This is a genomic window from Amycolatopsis sp. NPDC104775 (assembly GCF_055583325.1).
Window position 1 is genome coordinate 155,006 of the sequence record NZ_JBVJOE010000008.1, and the last position, 15,470, is coordinate 170,475.

Genomic DNA, 15,470 nt, shown 5'->3' on the forward strand with positions numbered 1-15,470 from the left:
GTTTAGTGAGACGTGCGCCACCACGGCCCCGACCCGGACGGCGCGAAAAACGGACCTCGAAGGCAGGAAAGCAATGTTGGACGCGAATTGGCCGGACAGCTGGCGGAACGCCTTCCGCATCGAACTGCGTGCGGAGGCGATCGGCCTCGCTTGGCGCGGCTGGCCGGTGCTTCCGGGCGCCACCCCGGAACCGATCACCGCGGAGGGGGACGACCTGACCTGGCGCCGGCCGGTGCCGGTGCGCGCGGACTGGCGTGAACTGGTCGGTTCGCACGCCCACGAGGTGGCCAGCTGGTTCTCCGACCGCACGCACAGCCTTCTCGTGGCGACCGGCACCGTGCTCGACGCGGTCGAGGTGGACCAGGAGCTGGGCAAGCGCGCCGCGCGGCTGCTGCGCTCCATCGGGCACCCGGCCCCGATCGTCGCGATGCCGAACGGCCGGTGGCTGTTCCTCACCCAGCCCGCCGAGAACCTTCCGGCCGAAATCGCCGAGCAGATTTCCGTGCAGTGGCACGGCAAGGACAGCTACATCCCGCTGCCGCCGTCGCCGTTCCAGCACGGTGTCGTGCACTGGCGAGTGAAGCCGGAAGTGTGCGGCTGGCAGCTGCCGCCCGCCGCCGAGGTGCAGGACGTGCTGGTCCGCGCCCTCGCCGACGAGCACGCCCCGATGCTGGTCGAGACCACCGCCGCCTGATCCGGTTCCATCCCGGCAGGCAGCACGCGACAACAGAAGACAGTCTTCACGTTCCACCGTGGCCGCACTGTTCCCCGTGCTGACGCAACGCCCCGAGCACGGCTCCCAGTACGGCCACCGCCCCTGCCTTGTCCAGCGGATCGTTGCCGTTCCCGCACTTCGGCGACTGGACGCAGGACGGGCAGCCCGTCGGGCACTCGCAGGAGACGATCGCCTCCCGCGTAGCGGCCAGCCACGGGACAATCGCGGCATAACCGCGGTCGGCAAACCCCGCACCCCCGGGATGCCCATCGTGCACGAACACCGTCGCCTCCCCGGTGTCCTCGTGCCACGCGGTAGACACCCCGCCGATGTCCCAGCGGTCGCACGTAGCGAACAGCGGTAGCAGGCCGATCGCCGCGTGCTCGGCGGCATGCAGGGCACCGGGGACGCGCGCCGGAATCAACCCGGCGCCCCCCGGTGCCCTGCCAGCGCTCCCGGTCCCCACCGGCCCCACCGCACCACCGATCTCCACCCCGGCACCGGGCCCCCGCCCACCCGCCGGACCACCCGAAACTTCGCCGGTTCCCCCGACAACCGGCGAGGTACTCCCGGTCCCCACCGGTTCTCCACCCGCACGGCTGGCCGCTGACCCCGCAGCGGCCTCGCGGTTTTCCGCGGTGGTTGGCGACATGCTTCCGGTCCCCACTGGTTCGCCAGCCGCCTGGCTGGTCGGCTCGGCGTCGGTTTCGCCGGTGCAGCCAATGATCGGCGACACGCTTCCGGTCCCCATCGGTTCGCCTGCCGCTTCGCTGATCGTTGGCTCGGCGTCGGTTTCGCCAATCCCCGGCAACCCGGCAACCCGCGAACCACCCACCGAGCCCCGGCCCCCAGCCGGACTCTCCAGCAGTTCACCCGAAACCGTGTACCAGACCGCCCTCGTGTGCAGGCTCTGTTCCGGCAGGTCGAGCGGCGTATGGTCCAGCACCTCACCCGACGGCCGCCGCCGCAGATAGCCCACCACCTGTGACGTCACCGCGACCTCGCCCAGGCAGACCGTCACCCCGCCGTGGCGGCACTGTTCTTCCGTCGACAGCACCGAAATGTCCACGATCTCGCGCGGCGAAGTCGTCCAGTCCGGGTCCTCCGCGTGCACCAGCGCCAGACCCGTCTCCAGATCCAGCTCGTCGACGACGTACGAAGACCCCTGGTGCAAATACACCGCACCGGGATGGACTGAATAGCAAGCCGAGCCGGGGTCGACGGTGCCCAGCATCCGGCCGGAGTCCGCTTCCACCACCGCGATCTGCTCGCCGCCCGAACCGCGGATGCCGACTTCTCCGTGCGGGCGGTCGCGGGAAGTCCAGTACCAGCCGCTGGAACGACGGCGCAGCAGTTTCTCCTTGGCCAGATCCGCCAGCACCGCGCGGGCCGCCTCGCCGCCGAAGGTGTCCAGTTCTGGTTCGGTGAGCGGCAACTCCGCTACGGCGCACGCGAGCTGCGGGCCCAGCACATAAGGGTTCGTCGGGTCCAGCACCGCGGTTTCCACCGGGCGTTCCAGCAACGCGGCCGGATGGTGCACCAGGTAGGTGTCGAGCGGATCGTCTCGGGCGACGAACACCACCAGCGCTTCATCGCCCGAACGGCCGGCGCGGCCGGATTGCTGCCAGAAGGACGCGAGGGTGCCGGGATAACCAGCCAGTACCACGGCGTCCAGGCCCGCGATATCGACGCCCAGCTCCAGCGCGTTCGTGGTCGCGACTCCCAGCAACCGGCCCGAAAGCAGGGCTTGTTCCAGAGCGCGCCGCTCCTCGGGAAGATAGCCGGACCGGTAAGCGGCAACGGTGTCCGCCAGCCGAGGGTCCACTTCGGACAGAAGGCGGCGCGCTCCCAGCGCGGTCAGCTCGGCCCCGCGCCGCGAGCGGACGAAAGCCAGCGATCGCGCGCCTTCGATGACCAGCTCGGTGAGAATCCGGGCGGTCTCGACCCCGGCCGGACGGCGAACGGGCGCGCCGTTCTCGCCGGTCAGTTCGTCCAGCAGCGGCGGTTCCCACAGCGCGACCGTGCGTGCCCCGCGCGGTGAGGCGTCGTCGGTGATCGCGGAACATTCCACGCCGGTAAGCCGGGTGGCGAAGGAAGCGGGCGAAGCGGTGGTCGCCGAAGCCAGCACGAACACCGGGGAGGTGCCGTAGTGCTCCGCGACCCGGCGCAGCCGACGGAGCAACAGCGCGACGTGCGAGCCGAAGACGCCGCGATAGCTGTGGCATTCGTCGACCACGACGTACCGCAACCGGCGGAAGAACTGCGTCCATCGGGAGTGCGCCGAAAGGATGCCGCGATGCAGCATGTCCGGGTTGCTGAACACCCAGTTCGCGTGCGCGCGGACCCAGTCGCGCTCTGTCATCGGAGTGTCCCCGTCGAACGCGGCGGCGCGTACTCCCGTGATGTCCAAAGAGGACACCGTACGCAGCTGGTCAGCGCCGAGCGCCTTCGTCGGCGAGAGGTACAGCGCGGTCGCGCGGGTATCGGCGGCCAGCGCGCTGAGCACCGGCAGCTGATACGCCAGCGACTTCCCGGACGCCGTGCCGGTGGACACCACGACGTGCGTGCCCGCCTGCGCCAGCGAAGCCGCCTCGACCTGGTGCCGCCACGGTTTTTCCACTCCGGCCGCGCGGAACGCGGCCACCACGGACGGCTCGGCCCACTCCGGCCACGGCTCGTGCCGGGCCGCGCGTTCCGGCAGCCGGGACACGTGCGTGACCGGGTTCTCGTGCGCCGGGATCCCTGCCGTGACCCGGTCCAGCAGCCTCCGTCCTCGCTCTCCCACCACGGGCCGAAGCTTCGCACGGGGCACCGACAAAACCGGGACGAGACCGATCCAGTGACCAATCACACAAGGTTACCGAACGTGCTCTCGCCGGGACACATTGCGGACGCGCAGATCACTACCAATACACTCCCTCGATCCACACCTACTGTGGCGAGCGTCATGTGAGACGTGCATTGCTTGCACGGCTAGCGTGTCCTTCGGCACAGATCCACGCCAGCGCAGGCGCGCCGGGTACGACGGGCCCGCGCTGGCCAGACGGCGTTCCCAGGAGGACGAATGTCCCGGCAGTTCCTCGCGGAGGGCGGTATCACGCTCTCCGGGGGTGGCTACACCATCGTCGGTGTGGTCGCCGTGGTCGCCCTTGTCGCACTGGGCATTGGTTACGCCCTGCTCAAGGAGGTGCTGGCCGCGGGCCAGGGCACCGCCAAGATGCAGGACATCGCCAAGGCAGTGCAGGAAGGTGCGGCCGCATACCTGAAGCGGCAGCGCAACACCCTCGCCATCTTCGGCGTGATCGTGTTCCTGCTCCTGTTCGCGCTTCCCGCGGACGACTGGAGCGAACGGATCGGCCGGTCGATCTTCTTCCTCGTCGGGGCGGTGTTCTCGTTCACCATCGGCTACCTCGGCATGTGGCTGGCCACGCAGGCGAACCTGCGCGTGGCCGCCGCGTCGCGCGAGGAGGGCGGGCGCGAGAAGGCGATGCGCGTGGCGTTCCGCACCGGCGGCGTGGTCGGCATGATCACCGTCGGGCTCGGCCTTTTCGGCGCGGCGATCGTGGTGCTCGTCTACACCGGCCAGGCACCGAAGGTGTTGGAGGGCTTCGGTTTCGGCGCGGCGCTGATCGCCATGTTCATGCGAGTCGGCGGCGGCATCTTCACGAAGGCCGCCGACGTCGGCGCCGACCTGGTCGGCAAGGTGGAGCAGGGTATCCCCGAGGACGACCCGCGCAACGCCGCGACGATCGCCGACAACGTCGGCGACAACGTGGGCGACTGCGCGGGCATGGCCGCGGACCTTTTCGAGTCCTACGCGGTGATGCTCGTGGCCGCGCTGATCCTCGGCAGCTCCGCGTTCGGCGCTTCCGGCCTGATCTTCCCGCTGATCGTGCCCGCCATCGGCGTGATCACCGCGGTGATCGGCGTCTACATCACGAAGGCGCGCGCGGGCGAGGGCGGCCTGGTCACGATCAACCGCTCGTTCTACATCTCCGCGGTCATTTCCGCGGTGCTGTCGGCGATCGCCGCGTTCGTGTACCTGCCGAACAGCTTCGCCGAATTCGGCGAGGGCTTCGCGCACAACACCGGCAACCCGGCGGTGATCGCGACGGTCTCGGTGATCATCGGCATCGTGCTCGCCGCGCTGATCCTGCGCATCACCGGCTACTACACCGGCACCGAGCACAAGCCGGTGCAGGACGTCGGCAAGACGTCGGAAACCGGTGCGGCGACGGTGATCCTGTCCGGCATCTCGGTCGGTTTCGAGTCCGCCGTGTACACCGCGCTGGTGATCGGCGCGGCCGTGTTCGGCGCGTACCTGCTCGGCGGCGGCGTCGCGCTGTTCGCGGTGGCGCTGGCCGGAACCGGCCTGCTGACCACCGTCGGCGTCATCGTCGCGATGGACACCTTCGGCCCGGTTTCGGACAACGCGCAGGGCATCGCCGAGATGTCCGGCGACGTCGACGAGAAGGCCGCGCAGATCCTCACCGAACTGGACGCGGTCGGCAACACCACCAAGGCCATCACCAAGGGCATCGCGATCGCGACCGCGGTGCTGGCGGCGACCGCGCTGTTCGGGTCCTATTCGGACGCGATCGCGAAGACCGTCGCCGAACGCGGCGAGGGCGCGGTCACCGCGGTGAGCTCGTTCGTGAACCAGGTGGTCAGCCCGAACACGCTGGTCGGCGTCATCGTCGGCGCGGCAGTGGTGTTCCTCTTCTCCGGTCTCGCGGTCAACGCGGTTTCGCGTGCCGCGGGCGCGGTGGTGTACGAGGTGCGCCGCCAGTTCCGCGACATCCCCGGGATCATGGAGGGCACCACGCGGCCGGAGTACGGCCGGGTCGTCGACATCGTCACCCGCGATTCGCTGCGGGAGCTGGCGACTCCGGGTCTGCTGGCCGTTTTCGCGCCGATCGCGGTCGGTTTCGGTCTCGGCACCGGTGCTCTCGCCGGGTATCTGGCCGGCGCGATCGCGACCGGCACGCTGATGGCGATCTTCCTCGCCAACTCCGGTGGCGCCTGGGACAACGCCAAGAAGCTCGTCGAGGACGGCAATCACGGCGGCAAGGGTTCCGACGCGCACGAGGCGACGATCATCGGCGACACCGTCGGCGACCCGTTCAAGGACACCGCCGGCCCCGCGATCAACCCGCTGATCAAGGTCATGAACCTGGTCTCGGTGCTGATCGCGCCCGCAGTGGTCACGCTGACGCTCGGCGGCGGCGCGGACACGACGTGGCGGATCGTGATCGCGGTCGTCGCGGTCGCGGTCATTGTCGCGGCGATCGTCGTGTCCAAGCGGCGCGGCAGCGTCATGTCGGAGACTCCGGCGGAGGCGAAAGCCTGACGCATTGCTCCATTCGGGCCCGGTACGCCTCGCGCGTACCGGGCCCGTTGCCGTCCACGCCCTGGGGCGAGTTGCGGACTACTGGCGGGTCGGTACCGTGCGGAGGACACGGAGTTCGACGGACGGGAGTGGTGCGGGTGCGGCCGCGGTGGACCGGTTTAGCCGCGCTGGCAACAGGAATCGGCCTTGGGCTCACTGGCTGTGGGCAACCGCCGCCGCCCGCGGAGCAGGTCGTTTCCGGCGGGCACCCGGATACGGCCGGGCAAGCCGACCCGGCCGCGAAATGGGCCGACGGCTACTGCGGGGCGGTCACGCATCTCGTTCGCACACTGGCGAATCTGCCCTCGATCGACCCGAGTTCGTCAGCGCAGGCCACTCGCACTTCGAGTGATCTGCTGGCTTCGGTCTCCTCTGGCATCGACAAGACTGTGACTGGATTGCACCGAGTCGGGCCCGCGCCCCTGCCGGGCGGCGAACCGGCGCGCACGGCTTTGCTCGGCCAGTTCACTTCGGTACGGCACAAGGCCGATGAGGTCCGCGGCAAGCTCGACGCGGCCAACAGTCCCGACGCGGTGAAAGCGGCGCTGGACGACGCCAAATCGGCGATCGACCAGATTTCCCGCCTCGACGTGCTCAAGGGCTTGGACGCGACACCAGCCCTGTCCGCGGCGGGCAAACGCGCGGCGGGTTGTCAGCAGCTGGTGATTCCGCCCGCGCCACGCTGATCGTTGTCCGCGGCCGGATCGAACGCGTGCCGGACGGAAACGGCTCGCTTCGCGCAAAGTCTGTCGAGAGCGTTCTAGACCGGCCAGGCTGATCGATGCCGCCCGGAGCGTCTCCAGCGCTGGCGGTTTTCGGCCTCGTGACCGTGCCAGGGGACCAAGCCGTGCCGCAGGCATTCCAGGGTGATCACGCTGGTGTTTCCGAGCGCGGGATGACATATTGTTCCGAAACTGACACGCCATTCCGAACTGGTAGTGCGGGAAGGAACTCGCCGTGACGCAGGTATCCCGTCAGCAATACCGATCGCGCCGCCGTCTCGGGGCGGCCGCAGCCGCGCTGGCGACGGTCATGGCGCTGTGCAGCGCGCCCGGCCCGGCCGCCGCGGCGACGTCGGACTTCTACACTCCGCCGGTTTCGCTGCCCGCGGGAAAACCCGGCGACCTGATCCGCACCGAGCCCTCGCCTCTGGGTCTGCCGCTGCCGGCGAAAGCGACCAGGCTCATGTATCGCAGCACCGACGTGCACGGCGCACCGATCGCGGTCACCGGCACCCTGCTCGCGCCGACCGCGGCGTGGCGCGGCCCTGGACTGCGTCCGCTGGTCTCTCTTGCGATCGGCACTCATGGGCAGGGCGATCAGTGCGCGCCGTCGAAACTGCTCAACACCGCGGTGCACTACCGGCCGCCGTTCGACCTCATGGCCGGTTACGAGGTCCTCGCCATGAGCAGCCTGCTCAGTCGCGGCTACGCGGTCGTCGTAACTGATTATCAAGGGCTCGGCACCCCCGGCACGCACACCTATCTCAACCCCGTCGCCGAGGGGCACGCGGTCATCGACGCCGCCCGCGCTGCTCAGCGGTTGCCGGGAACGCCGGTTCCAGCAGGCGGTCCGGTCGCGTTCTGGGGGTACTCCCAGGGTGGCGGTGCCACGGGCGGCGCGGCCGAGGCGGCCGGTGCCTACGCTCCCGAACTAGACCTCCGCGGGTCCTACGTGGGCGCTGCCCCCACTGATCTCGCCGCGCTCTCCGGCAAGCTTTCCGGCACCCTGCTCTCCGGCGTTCTCGGCTACTACCTCAACGGGATCGCCGCCGCCTATCCGCACGCCGCGCCGATCATCCAGTCCGGCCTCAACCCGGCTGGAAAGGCCATGCTCCAGAAGGTCTCCGGGCAATGCGTCGTGGAAACCGCGCTCGACTACGGCTTTCATCGCTCCGGCGACTTCACCGCATCCGGCGAGTCGATCACCGCGATGCTCAACGCCAATCCCGAGACCCGCGCCATCCTCGCCTCGCACCGGCTCGGAGCCATCCCGCCGTCCGCCCCGGTGCTCATGTCGACCGGAGACAACGACGACATCGTTCCCGCCCCGGCCGTCCGCGCCACTGCCGCCGACTGGTGCCGCCGTGGCGCGGCCGTGCGGGTAGACAACCTCGGGCTTCCCTCAGTTCTGCCGGGTACCGCGGCCGGCCATATCGCGAATTACCTCGCCGCCATGCCCGCCGCACTCGACTGGCTCGCCGGGCGGTTCGCCGGGGATCCCGCACCCAGCACCTGCTGACCGATCGGGAAACCGCGGCGCGACGCTCGCGTTCGATCGAACTTGTGTTCTATCATCGCGGCGTGGATCGGACGATCTCGCTGTTCTCGGCGGAGGCGACCGGCCCGGGCCTGCCCGACCTGGCCGGGCTGTTGTGCTGCCAAGGACAGATCAGCGGATTCGGCCGCACGGCGGCGCGGCTGTCGGTGCTGGTCGAAGAGCCGTGGCGGGCTCGGGTGCTGGCGCGCGAATGCCGCAGCCGGGGCGCGGACGCGCAGGTCGCGGTGGCCGAATGCGGCAGTCCGCAGGTGCGTACTTCGTTCCGCGTCGATCTGCTCGGCCTCGCCGAGCAATGGCTCCGTCCGGGACACACCGGCCCGGCCGAAGACGATTCGGGCAAGGCGGTGCCGGGCGGATTCCGGCTGAGCGGCGCAATGCTGCGGATGTGGGCGCTGGCGGCCGGTCGGCCCGAACCCGGCGGCTACCTGCTGGGCGTCGACCCGCTGGCCCCGGGAACGCACGAGGAATTGCTGGCCGTGCTCGCCCCGCTGGGCGTGCAGGCGCGGCTGCTCGGGCCGAAGGCGGAACAGCCCGCGGTGCGCGTCAGCGGGCGGCGGAGGCTGGCTGGTCTGCTGGAGCTGATCGGCGAACCTCCGGCCGGTGCGGAGGCGGCGTGGCCGGAGCTGCCGCCAGCTGGGGAGCGCCGCGAACGGACGCCGGGAGAGCCGCGTCGAGGGGCTCCGGCGGAGAGTCCCGCACAGTATTTACTAGAGGCTGTGGGATAGCTGCGCGGACAAGAAGGTCCCCCGCCGCTCAGCGAAGCGACGAGGGACCTGTCTAGCCGAGCGTTTTACGGTTTCGGCAGGGTGCAGCCCTGCTGGTTGAGGTCTATCTCGTTGGCCGGGGTCAGGCAGGCCGGGATTCCGTAGGTTTCCTCGCCGTACTTGTAGTTCGGCCGCACGGTCACGGTGCCGGCTTCGTCGACCTCGCACGGGTTGTTCAGCGTGCAGCGCTCGCCGTTGTCGTTGGACGTGTTGTTCACGCCGATGACCTTGCCGGTGTTGCGGTCGACGACCGGCGAACCCGAGGTGCCGCCGATGGTCTCGCAGCCCGGCACGTAGCGGATCGAGTCCTTCCAGACCCAGTTGTTCTCGTGCAGTTCGTACACGAAACCGTCGATCGAGCAGGAGTAGATCTGCTTCCAGTACCCGGACACCACGTCGATCGGCGTGCCCGCCTGCGGATGCGTGTTGACCAGTTCGAGTGGCGGGACGTTGTACTTCTGCTCGATGTCGGCGTAGGTGTCGCTCAACTGGTACAGCGAGATGTCGGTGTCGGTCATCGTCGCGTAGACGACCTTGGTCGCGGTCACGGTGCCCACCGAGCTCTGCCCGTCCGGCGACAGCAGATCGAACGAGCGGTTCGAGGCCTGTCCGACGATCACCTGACCAGGTTCGGGCATGCCGTCCTCGAGGCAGTGGCCGTTCGACAGCACCATCGCGGGCGCGTCCAGCGGCGTGGCGGCCGGTTTCACGACCGAACCAGAGCAGTTGGACAGCGCCACAGCGCCGGTGAACGTGGTGGTCGCCGCACTCGCTTCGGGGGCGGTGACCAGCGCGAATGTCGCCGTGACAGCGATCGCGGCGCCAACCAGTCGGCGGATCATGGTGGGTTCCTTTCGGCTGGGGGGAGGAATAAGTGAACCGTCGACGGACTTGGACCCGCCACCATCGAACGGAGGGTATCGGCAGCCCGACCGGTTACCCTGCACGGCACGTGTCCGACATCACGTGCTAGGTGTGGAGAAGAAACATCGCCGAGGTCAGCGGCGATCCGACGGGCAGGGGCCCGACGGCTCGTCAGGGCACCTCGACGCTGCGCGGACACCGGGGACGTGCACACTGACAGGTCGAGACGCGGGCGCAGCACCCCTCTGACGCAGGGGGGAGAGCGCCGCTGCGGCGGCGCGGAGATGAGTGGAGAGCAGGGCAGCGTGGCAGGAACACGGACCAAGAAGAGCGGCACCGGGGGCAACGGTGCCGATCGACGGCGGCTGGTGATCGTCGAGTCGCCAACCAAGGCCCGCAAGATCGCCCCCTATCTCGGCGGCAACTACGTCGTCGAGTCCTCCGTCGGGCACATCCGGGACCTGCCCCGCGGCGCCGCCGACGTCCCCGCTCAGTACAAGGGCGAATCGTGGGCCCGGCTCGGCGTCGACATCGACAACGACTTCAAGCCCCTCTACATCGTCACCCCGGACAAGAAGTCCAAGGTCACCGAGTTGAAGGGGCTGCTCAAGGACGTCGACGAGCTCTACCTCGCGACGGACCCCGACCGCGAGGGCGAGGCCATCGCCTGGCATCTGCTGGAGACCTTGAAGCCCAAGGTCCCGGTGCGCCGGATGGTCTTCCACGAGGTCACCGAGCAGGCCATCCAGGCGGCCGCCGCGGCCACCCGCGAGCTGGACGCCGACCTCGTCGACGCGCAGGAAACCCGCCGCATCCTCGACCGGCTTTACGGCTACGAGGTCTCGCCGGTGCTGTGGAAGAAGGTCATGCCGAAGCTCTCGGCGGGCCGTGTGCAGTCCGTGGCGACGCGGATCGTCGTGGAGCGCGAGCGCGAGCGCATGCGCTTCACCTCGGCGTCGTACTGGGACATCTCGGCGACCATGGACGCCGGTGCGGACGCTTCGCCGCGTACGTTCCCCGCGCGCCTCGTCGCCGTCGACGGTTCGCGTCTCGCGACGGGCCGCGACTTCGACTCCAACGGTCAGCTCAAGGGCAACACCGCGGACATCCGCGTGCTCGGCGAGTCCGACGCCCGGGCGCTCGCCCAGGGGCTGCAGAGCCGCGACTTCAAGGTCGCGAGCGTCGAAGAGAAGCCGTACACGCGCAAGCCGTACGCGCCGTTCATGACGTCGACGCTGCAGCAGGAGGCGGGCCGCAAGCTGCGCTTCACCTCCGAGCGCACGATGCGAGTCGCGCAGAAGCTGTACGAGAACGGTTACATCACTTATATGCGTACCGACTCCACGACGCTGTCGGAGTCGGCGATCACGGCCGCGCGCAGCCAGGCGACACAGCTGTACGGCAAGGAGTACGTCTCGCCGTCGCCGCGCCAGTACACGCGCAAGGTGAAGAACGCGCAGGAAGCGCACGAGGCGATCCGGCCGTCCGGTGAGGTCTTCCGTACGCCGGGGCAGGTCGCGAAAGAGCTGGACACCGACGAGTTCCGGCTCTACGAGATGATCTGGCAGCGCACCATCGCGTCGCAGATGGCGGACGCGAAGGGCACCACGATGTCGGTGCGCATCGTCGGCACCGCGTCGACCGGCGAAGAGTGCACTTTCGCCGCTTCGGGCCGCACAATCACCTTCGCCGGCTTCTTGAAGGCGTACGTCGAGGCAGTCGACACAGAGGCCGGCGGCGAGGCCGACGACAAGCAGAGTCGGCTTCCGGTGCTGGTCAAGGACCAGGGCCTGACCGCGCCCGAGCTGTCCGCGGACGGCCACTCCACGTCGCCGCCCGCGCGCTACTCCGAGCCGAGCCTGGTCAGCAAGCTGGAAGAGCTGGGCATCGGCCGCCCGTCGACGTACGCGTCGATCATCAAGACCATCCAGGACCGCGGCTACGTGTGGAAGAAGGGCTCCGCGCTCGTGCCCTCGTGGGTCGCGTTCGCCGTGGTCGGGCTGATGGAACGGCACTTCGAGCGGCTGGTGGACTACAACTTCACCGCCGGTCTCGAGGACGAGCTGGACCGGATCGCCAACGGCGACGAGCACCGCGTCGAATGGCTGTCGAAGTTCTACTTCGGCGGCGACTTCGGCGTCGAAGGCTCGGTCGGCCGCCTCGGCGGGTTGAAGAAGCTGGTCGACGGCAGCGTCGAGGGCATCGACGCCCGCGAGATCAACTCGATCCCGATGTTCAGCGACGCCGAAGGGCACCAGGTCGTGGTGCGTGTCGGCCGCTACGGGCCGTACCTGGAGCGCGAGGTCAACGGCGAGTCGCAGCGCGCGAACCTGCCGGAGGACCTGCCGCCGGACGAGCTGTCCCCGGAGATCGCGGAGAAGCTTTTCGCGACTCCGCAGGAAGGCCGCGTGCTGGGCACCGACCCGGTCAGCGGGCACGAGATCGTGGCGAAGGAAGGCCGCTTCGGCCCGTACGTCACCGAGCTGCTGCCTGAGCCGGAGCTGCCCGAGGACGCCACCGCGGCGCAGAAGAAGGCCGCGAAGGCGAAGCTGCCGAAGCCGCGTACGGGCTCGCTGTTCAAGTCGATGTCGATCGAGACGATCACGCTCGACGACGCGTTGAAACTGTTGTCGCTGCCGCGCGTCGTGGGCAAGGACCCGGAGTCGGGCGACGAGATCACCGCGCAGAACGGGCGCTACGGGCCGTACTTGAAGAAGGGCACGGACTCGCGGTCGATCCAGACCGAGGACCAGCTGTTCTCGATCACGCTCGAAGAAGCGCTGAAAATCTATTCGGAGCCGAAGCAGCGCGGCCGGTCGGCCACCGCGAAGCCGCCGCTCAAGGAACTCGGCGACGACCCGGTGTCGGGCAAGCCGATGGTGGTCAAGGACGGTCGCTTCGGCCCGTACGTGACCGACGGCGAGTACAACGCGACGCTGCGGAAGTCCGACAGCATCGAGGAACTCACCGCGGAGCGCGCGGCTGAGCTGCTGGCGGAGAAGCGTGCGAAGGGTCCGGCGCCGAAGAAGCGGACGACGACGCGCAAGACGCCGGCGAAGTCCACCGCGACCAAGTCGACCACGGCGAAGTCCACGGCGGCGAAGTCGACCACTGCGAAGAAGGCTCCGGCCAAGCGAAGCAGTACCGCGACGAAGTCGAAGTAACGAGGACCTCAAGGGCCACCTGGAAAACTCCGGGTGGCCTTTCTCGTATCAGGGGGATCGATGGGGGAGACGCAACGCGCTCGTGCCGCGGTTTCCATGGTTTTCGCGGTCTGTGGTGCGGCATTCGCTTCATGGGCGGCTCGAGTGCCCGCCGTACAAGCGAAACTCGGCCTCAGCGCCGGTGAACTCGGGATCGGCTTGTTCGGGCTCGCCGCCGGTTCGGTCGTCGCCTTGCTGGCCGCGGGACCTTTGATCACGAAGATCGGCAGCCGGCGCGGGGTTCTTTGCGGGGCCACAGTGCTGTGCGGAGGTTTGCCGCTCGTCGCCTTCGCGCCGGACGCGCCGTTGTTCGTCGCCGCGCTCGTGGTGCTCGGCGTGGGCAACAGCCTGCTGGACGTCTCGATGAACGCGCACGCCGCGCGCGTCGAAGAGGCTTACGGGAGACCGATTTTCGCTGGGTTCCACGCTTTCTGGAACATCGGCGGGCTGGCCGGCTCGGGCGTCGCGGCGCTGATGGAGGTCTGGCGAGTGCCGATCGAAGCGCACTTCACCGCTGCTGGCGTGGTGCTGCTGGTGCTCGCGGTGTTCGCTGCTTCGCAGTTCTTGCCGGGTGCTGATCGCGGGCAGGGTGAGGCGGCGTTCGCCTTGCCCAGCAAGGCCTTGATCCCGTTGGGCGTGATCGCGTTCTGCGGTTTCGTCGCGGAAGGCACGGTGAACGACTGGAGCGCGGTCTACCTCCGGGACGTCACCACGGCGAGCGCGGCCGTCGCGTCGCTGGGCTACTTCGCGTTCTCGATCACGATGATCGCGGTGCGCACGGTGGCCGACCGCGTCGTCGAGCGCGTGGGCGCCGTGGTGTTCATGCGGGTCGCGACCGCGGTGACGGTCGCCGGGTTCCTGCTGGTGGTCGCGGTTCCGGTGCCGGTGGTCGCGGTGGTGGGGTTCGCTGTGGTCGGGCTCGGGGTGTCCGGGATGGTGCCGCTCGCGTGGAGCGCCGCCGGACGCAAACAGCCGGACGCGCCCGGCCGGGCGATCGCGGCCGTGGCGGCATGCGGGTACCTGGGGTTTCTCGCCGGTCCGGTGCTGGTCAGCGGCCTGAGCGGCGGGATCGGGCTGCATTGGACGCTCGCGGTGGTCGGCGCTCTCGTGGTGACGGTCGGTTTCCTGGCACCCACGATGCGTGTCGGTGAGCCGGTCTCGCGGCGTTGACCGACCGCTCGCCGCACGGATGGGTTGATTCGAACAAAAGTTCGAGAAATTGTCGGTACCAGGGTGTTCAATGACGGGGTGAGCAGTTCAGCACCCGTCGTCTTCGACGTCATCGACGAGGTCATCGGACCGCTGCGGGCCGAGATGCCGCAGCGGCCTTCGGTGATGGAGTTCTACGACCCGCATTTCGAGGTGCCGCCCGTGCTGGCCGAGGAGGAGCCCGCCGGAGCGGCTTCGGGACTGAGCCTCGCCGAGGAGGTCCGGCAGTCGTTCGGGCCGCTGCTCGGCGCCGGGCTGGCCGAGGAGGTGGAGCAGTACACGCGTTTCGTCGCCGGAATGGCCGCGCTCGGGCTCGCCGCGGACGGCCAGGTGACCGCCGAAGCGGTCGAGCTGTACCGAGTGCTGCGCGGCGGGTTCATCCGCGGAGTGGTCACCGGGGTGTTCCCGGCGAGCGAGGAGCCGTGGGAGGTGCGGTTCTTCGGCGACGAGGACTTCACCACGGTGATGAGCAAACTGGGCCGCCGGGCGCGGCTGCGGTCCGGGATGCTCAGCGCACTGCCCGGCTGGGTGTTCGACGGTTTGCCGGACCGTCCGCCCGGCCCCGGCCCAGCGGTGCGCATCGAGACGGACGACAGCGGCCTGATCCCGCGCGCGGCGTGGGGAGACCTGGACGTCATCCGGCAAGCGGTGGCCCGGCCCCGGCAGGGAACGGTGCTGGTGGACCTGGCCGTGCGGGACGCGGTGCTGGCGGAGTACCCGCACGGCGCGTTCGGGCTGGTGGACAACGACCAGGGGCGGTATCAGTTCCGCGCCGCCCCTCGGGGCGACGGCGGCGGATGGGTGGTGACGTGGTCGCCTGCCACCCGGGGGACGGCGGAGGCCTGGATCGTGGAGGCGGTGCGAAGTCATGCGTGATCGGGTGGGGTGAAGAGGGGGTGCGAAGCCATGCTTGGCCGGAGGGGGTGAAACGGCGGTGCGAAGCCGTGCTTGATCGGGTGGGATGAAGCGGACTCGGGAGTCGGCCCGCCAAGTCCGCGCGAGTCCGGGCTGAGGCCCGTCCGGGCGACCGCGGGCTGGTTCGTGCC

General features: G+C 69.3%; 10 protein-coding genes. 8 read left to right on the forward strand and 2 right to left on the reverse strand.

All coding sequences use genetic code 11. The features are described 5' to 3' along the window. The first annotated feature begins 73 nt into the window (after positions 1–73). Positions 74–694: a bifunctional DNA primase/polymerase gene (locus ACZ63D_RS31290; RefSeq protein ID WP_465357955.1), complete on the forward strand. Its 621-nt coding sequence runs from the start codon at positions 74–76 to the stop codon at positions 692–694. 46 nt (positions 695–740) lie between these two features. Here the strand turns inward: ACZ63D_RS31290 and ACZ63D_RS31295 are convergent, their stop codons facing one another. Next, entirely contained in the window at positions 741–3,503 is a 2,763-nt protein-coding gene (locus tag ACZ63D_RS31295) for a DEAD/DEAH box helicase (RefSeq protein WP_465357956.1), read from the reverse strand. A 276-nt stretch (positions 3,504–3,779) separates the two neighbouring features. Between ACZ63D_RS31295 and ACZ63D_RS31300 the strand changes: the two genes are divergently transcribed. The 4 genes from ACZ63D_RS31300 to ACZ63D_RS31315 all read left to right on the forward strand — a co-directional run bounded on the left by ACZ63D_RS31300 (position 3,780) and on the right by ACZ63D_RS31315 (position 9,109). Continuing rightward, complete coding sequence (locus ACZ63D_RS31300; protein ID WP_465357957.1) at positions 3,780–6,065, forward strand: sodium-translocating pyrophosphatase; 2,286 nt, start codon at positions 3,780–3,782, stop codon at positions 6,063–6,065. A 137-nt stretch (positions 6,066–6,202) separates the two neighbouring features. Beyond that, entirely contained in the window at positions 6,203–6,790 is a 588-nt protein-coding gene (locus ACZ63D_RS31305) for a hypothetical protein (protein WP_465357958.1), read from the forward strand. A gap of 271 nt (positions 6,791–7,061) precedes the next feature. Continuing rightward, entirely contained in the window at positions 7,062–8,345 is a 1,284-nt protein-coding gene (locus ACZ63D_RS31310; RefSeq protein ID WP_465357959.1) for a lipase family protein, read from the forward strand. Positions 8,346–8,407: 62 nt separating this feature from the next. Further along, a complete protein-coding gene (locus ACZ63D_RS31315; RefSeq protein WP_465357960.1) occupies positions 8,408–9,109 on the forward strand; it encodes a hypothetical protein in 702 nt (233 codons plus the stop codon). Between the two features lie 65 nt (positions 9,110–9,174). Here ACZ63D_RS31315 and ACZ63D_RS31320 read toward each other — a convergent pair whose 3' ends face one another. Continuing rightward, positions 9,175–9,990: a S1 family peptidase gene (locus ACZ63D_RS31320; RefSeq protein WP_465357961.1), complete on the reverse strand. Its 816-nt coding sequence runs from the start codon at positions 9,988–9,990 to the stop codon at positions 9,175–9,177. A 306-nt stretch (positions 9,991–10,296) separates the two neighbouring features. On the opposite strand from ACZ63D_RS31320, the gene topA reads away from it, so the two are divergent. From topA to ACZ63D_RS31335, 3 genes are all read left to right on the forward strand, one after another. Beyond that, positions 10,297–13,176, forward strand: a complete 2,880-nt coding sequence (gene topA, locus ACZ63D_RS31325; protein WP_465357962.1) for a type I DNA topoisomerase — start codon at positions 10,297–10,299, stop codon at positions 13,174–13,176. A 96-nt stretch (positions 13,177–13,272) separates the two neighbouring features. Continuing rightward, positions 13,273–14,385 (forward strand): MFS transporter, encoded by a 1,113-nt coding sequence (locus tag ACZ63D_RS31330; protein ID WP_465358179.1) that lies wholly within the window; start codon positions 13,273–13,275, stop codon positions 14,383–14,385. A 63-nt stretch (positions 14,386–14,448) separates the two neighbouring features. Beyond that, on the forward strand, positions 14,449–15,300 hold the full coding sequence (locus tag ACZ63D_RS31335) for an ESX secretion-associated protein EspG (RefSeq protein ID WP_465357963.1): 852 nt from the start codon (positions 14,449–14,451) through the stop codon (positions 15,298–15,300). The last annotated feature ends 170 nt before the right edge of the window (positions 15,301–15,470 follow it).

Bases quoted from the DNA above. Each gene is read 5' to 3' on its own strand.
- ACZ63D_RS31290 (WP_465357955.1), top strand. From the start codon at position 74: ATGTTGGACGCGAATTGGCCGGACAGCTGGCGGAACGCCTTCCGCATC.
- ACZ63D_RS31300 (WP_465357957.1), top strand. From the start codon at position 3,780: ATGTCCCGGCAGTTCCTCGCGGAGGGCGGTATCACGCTCTCCGGGGGT.
- ACZ63D_RS31320 (WP_465357961.1), bottom strand. From the start codon at position 9,990: ATGATCCGCCGACTGGTTGGCGCCGCGATCGCTGTCACGGCGACATTC.
- topA (WP_465357962.1), top strand. From the start codon at position 10,297: ATGAGTGGAGAGCAGGGCAGCGTGGCAGGAACACGGACCAAGAAGAGC.
- ACZ63D_RS31330 (WP_465358179.1), top strand. From the start codon at position 13,273: ATGGTTTTCGCGGTCTGTGGTGCGGCATTCGCTTCATGGGCGGCTCGA.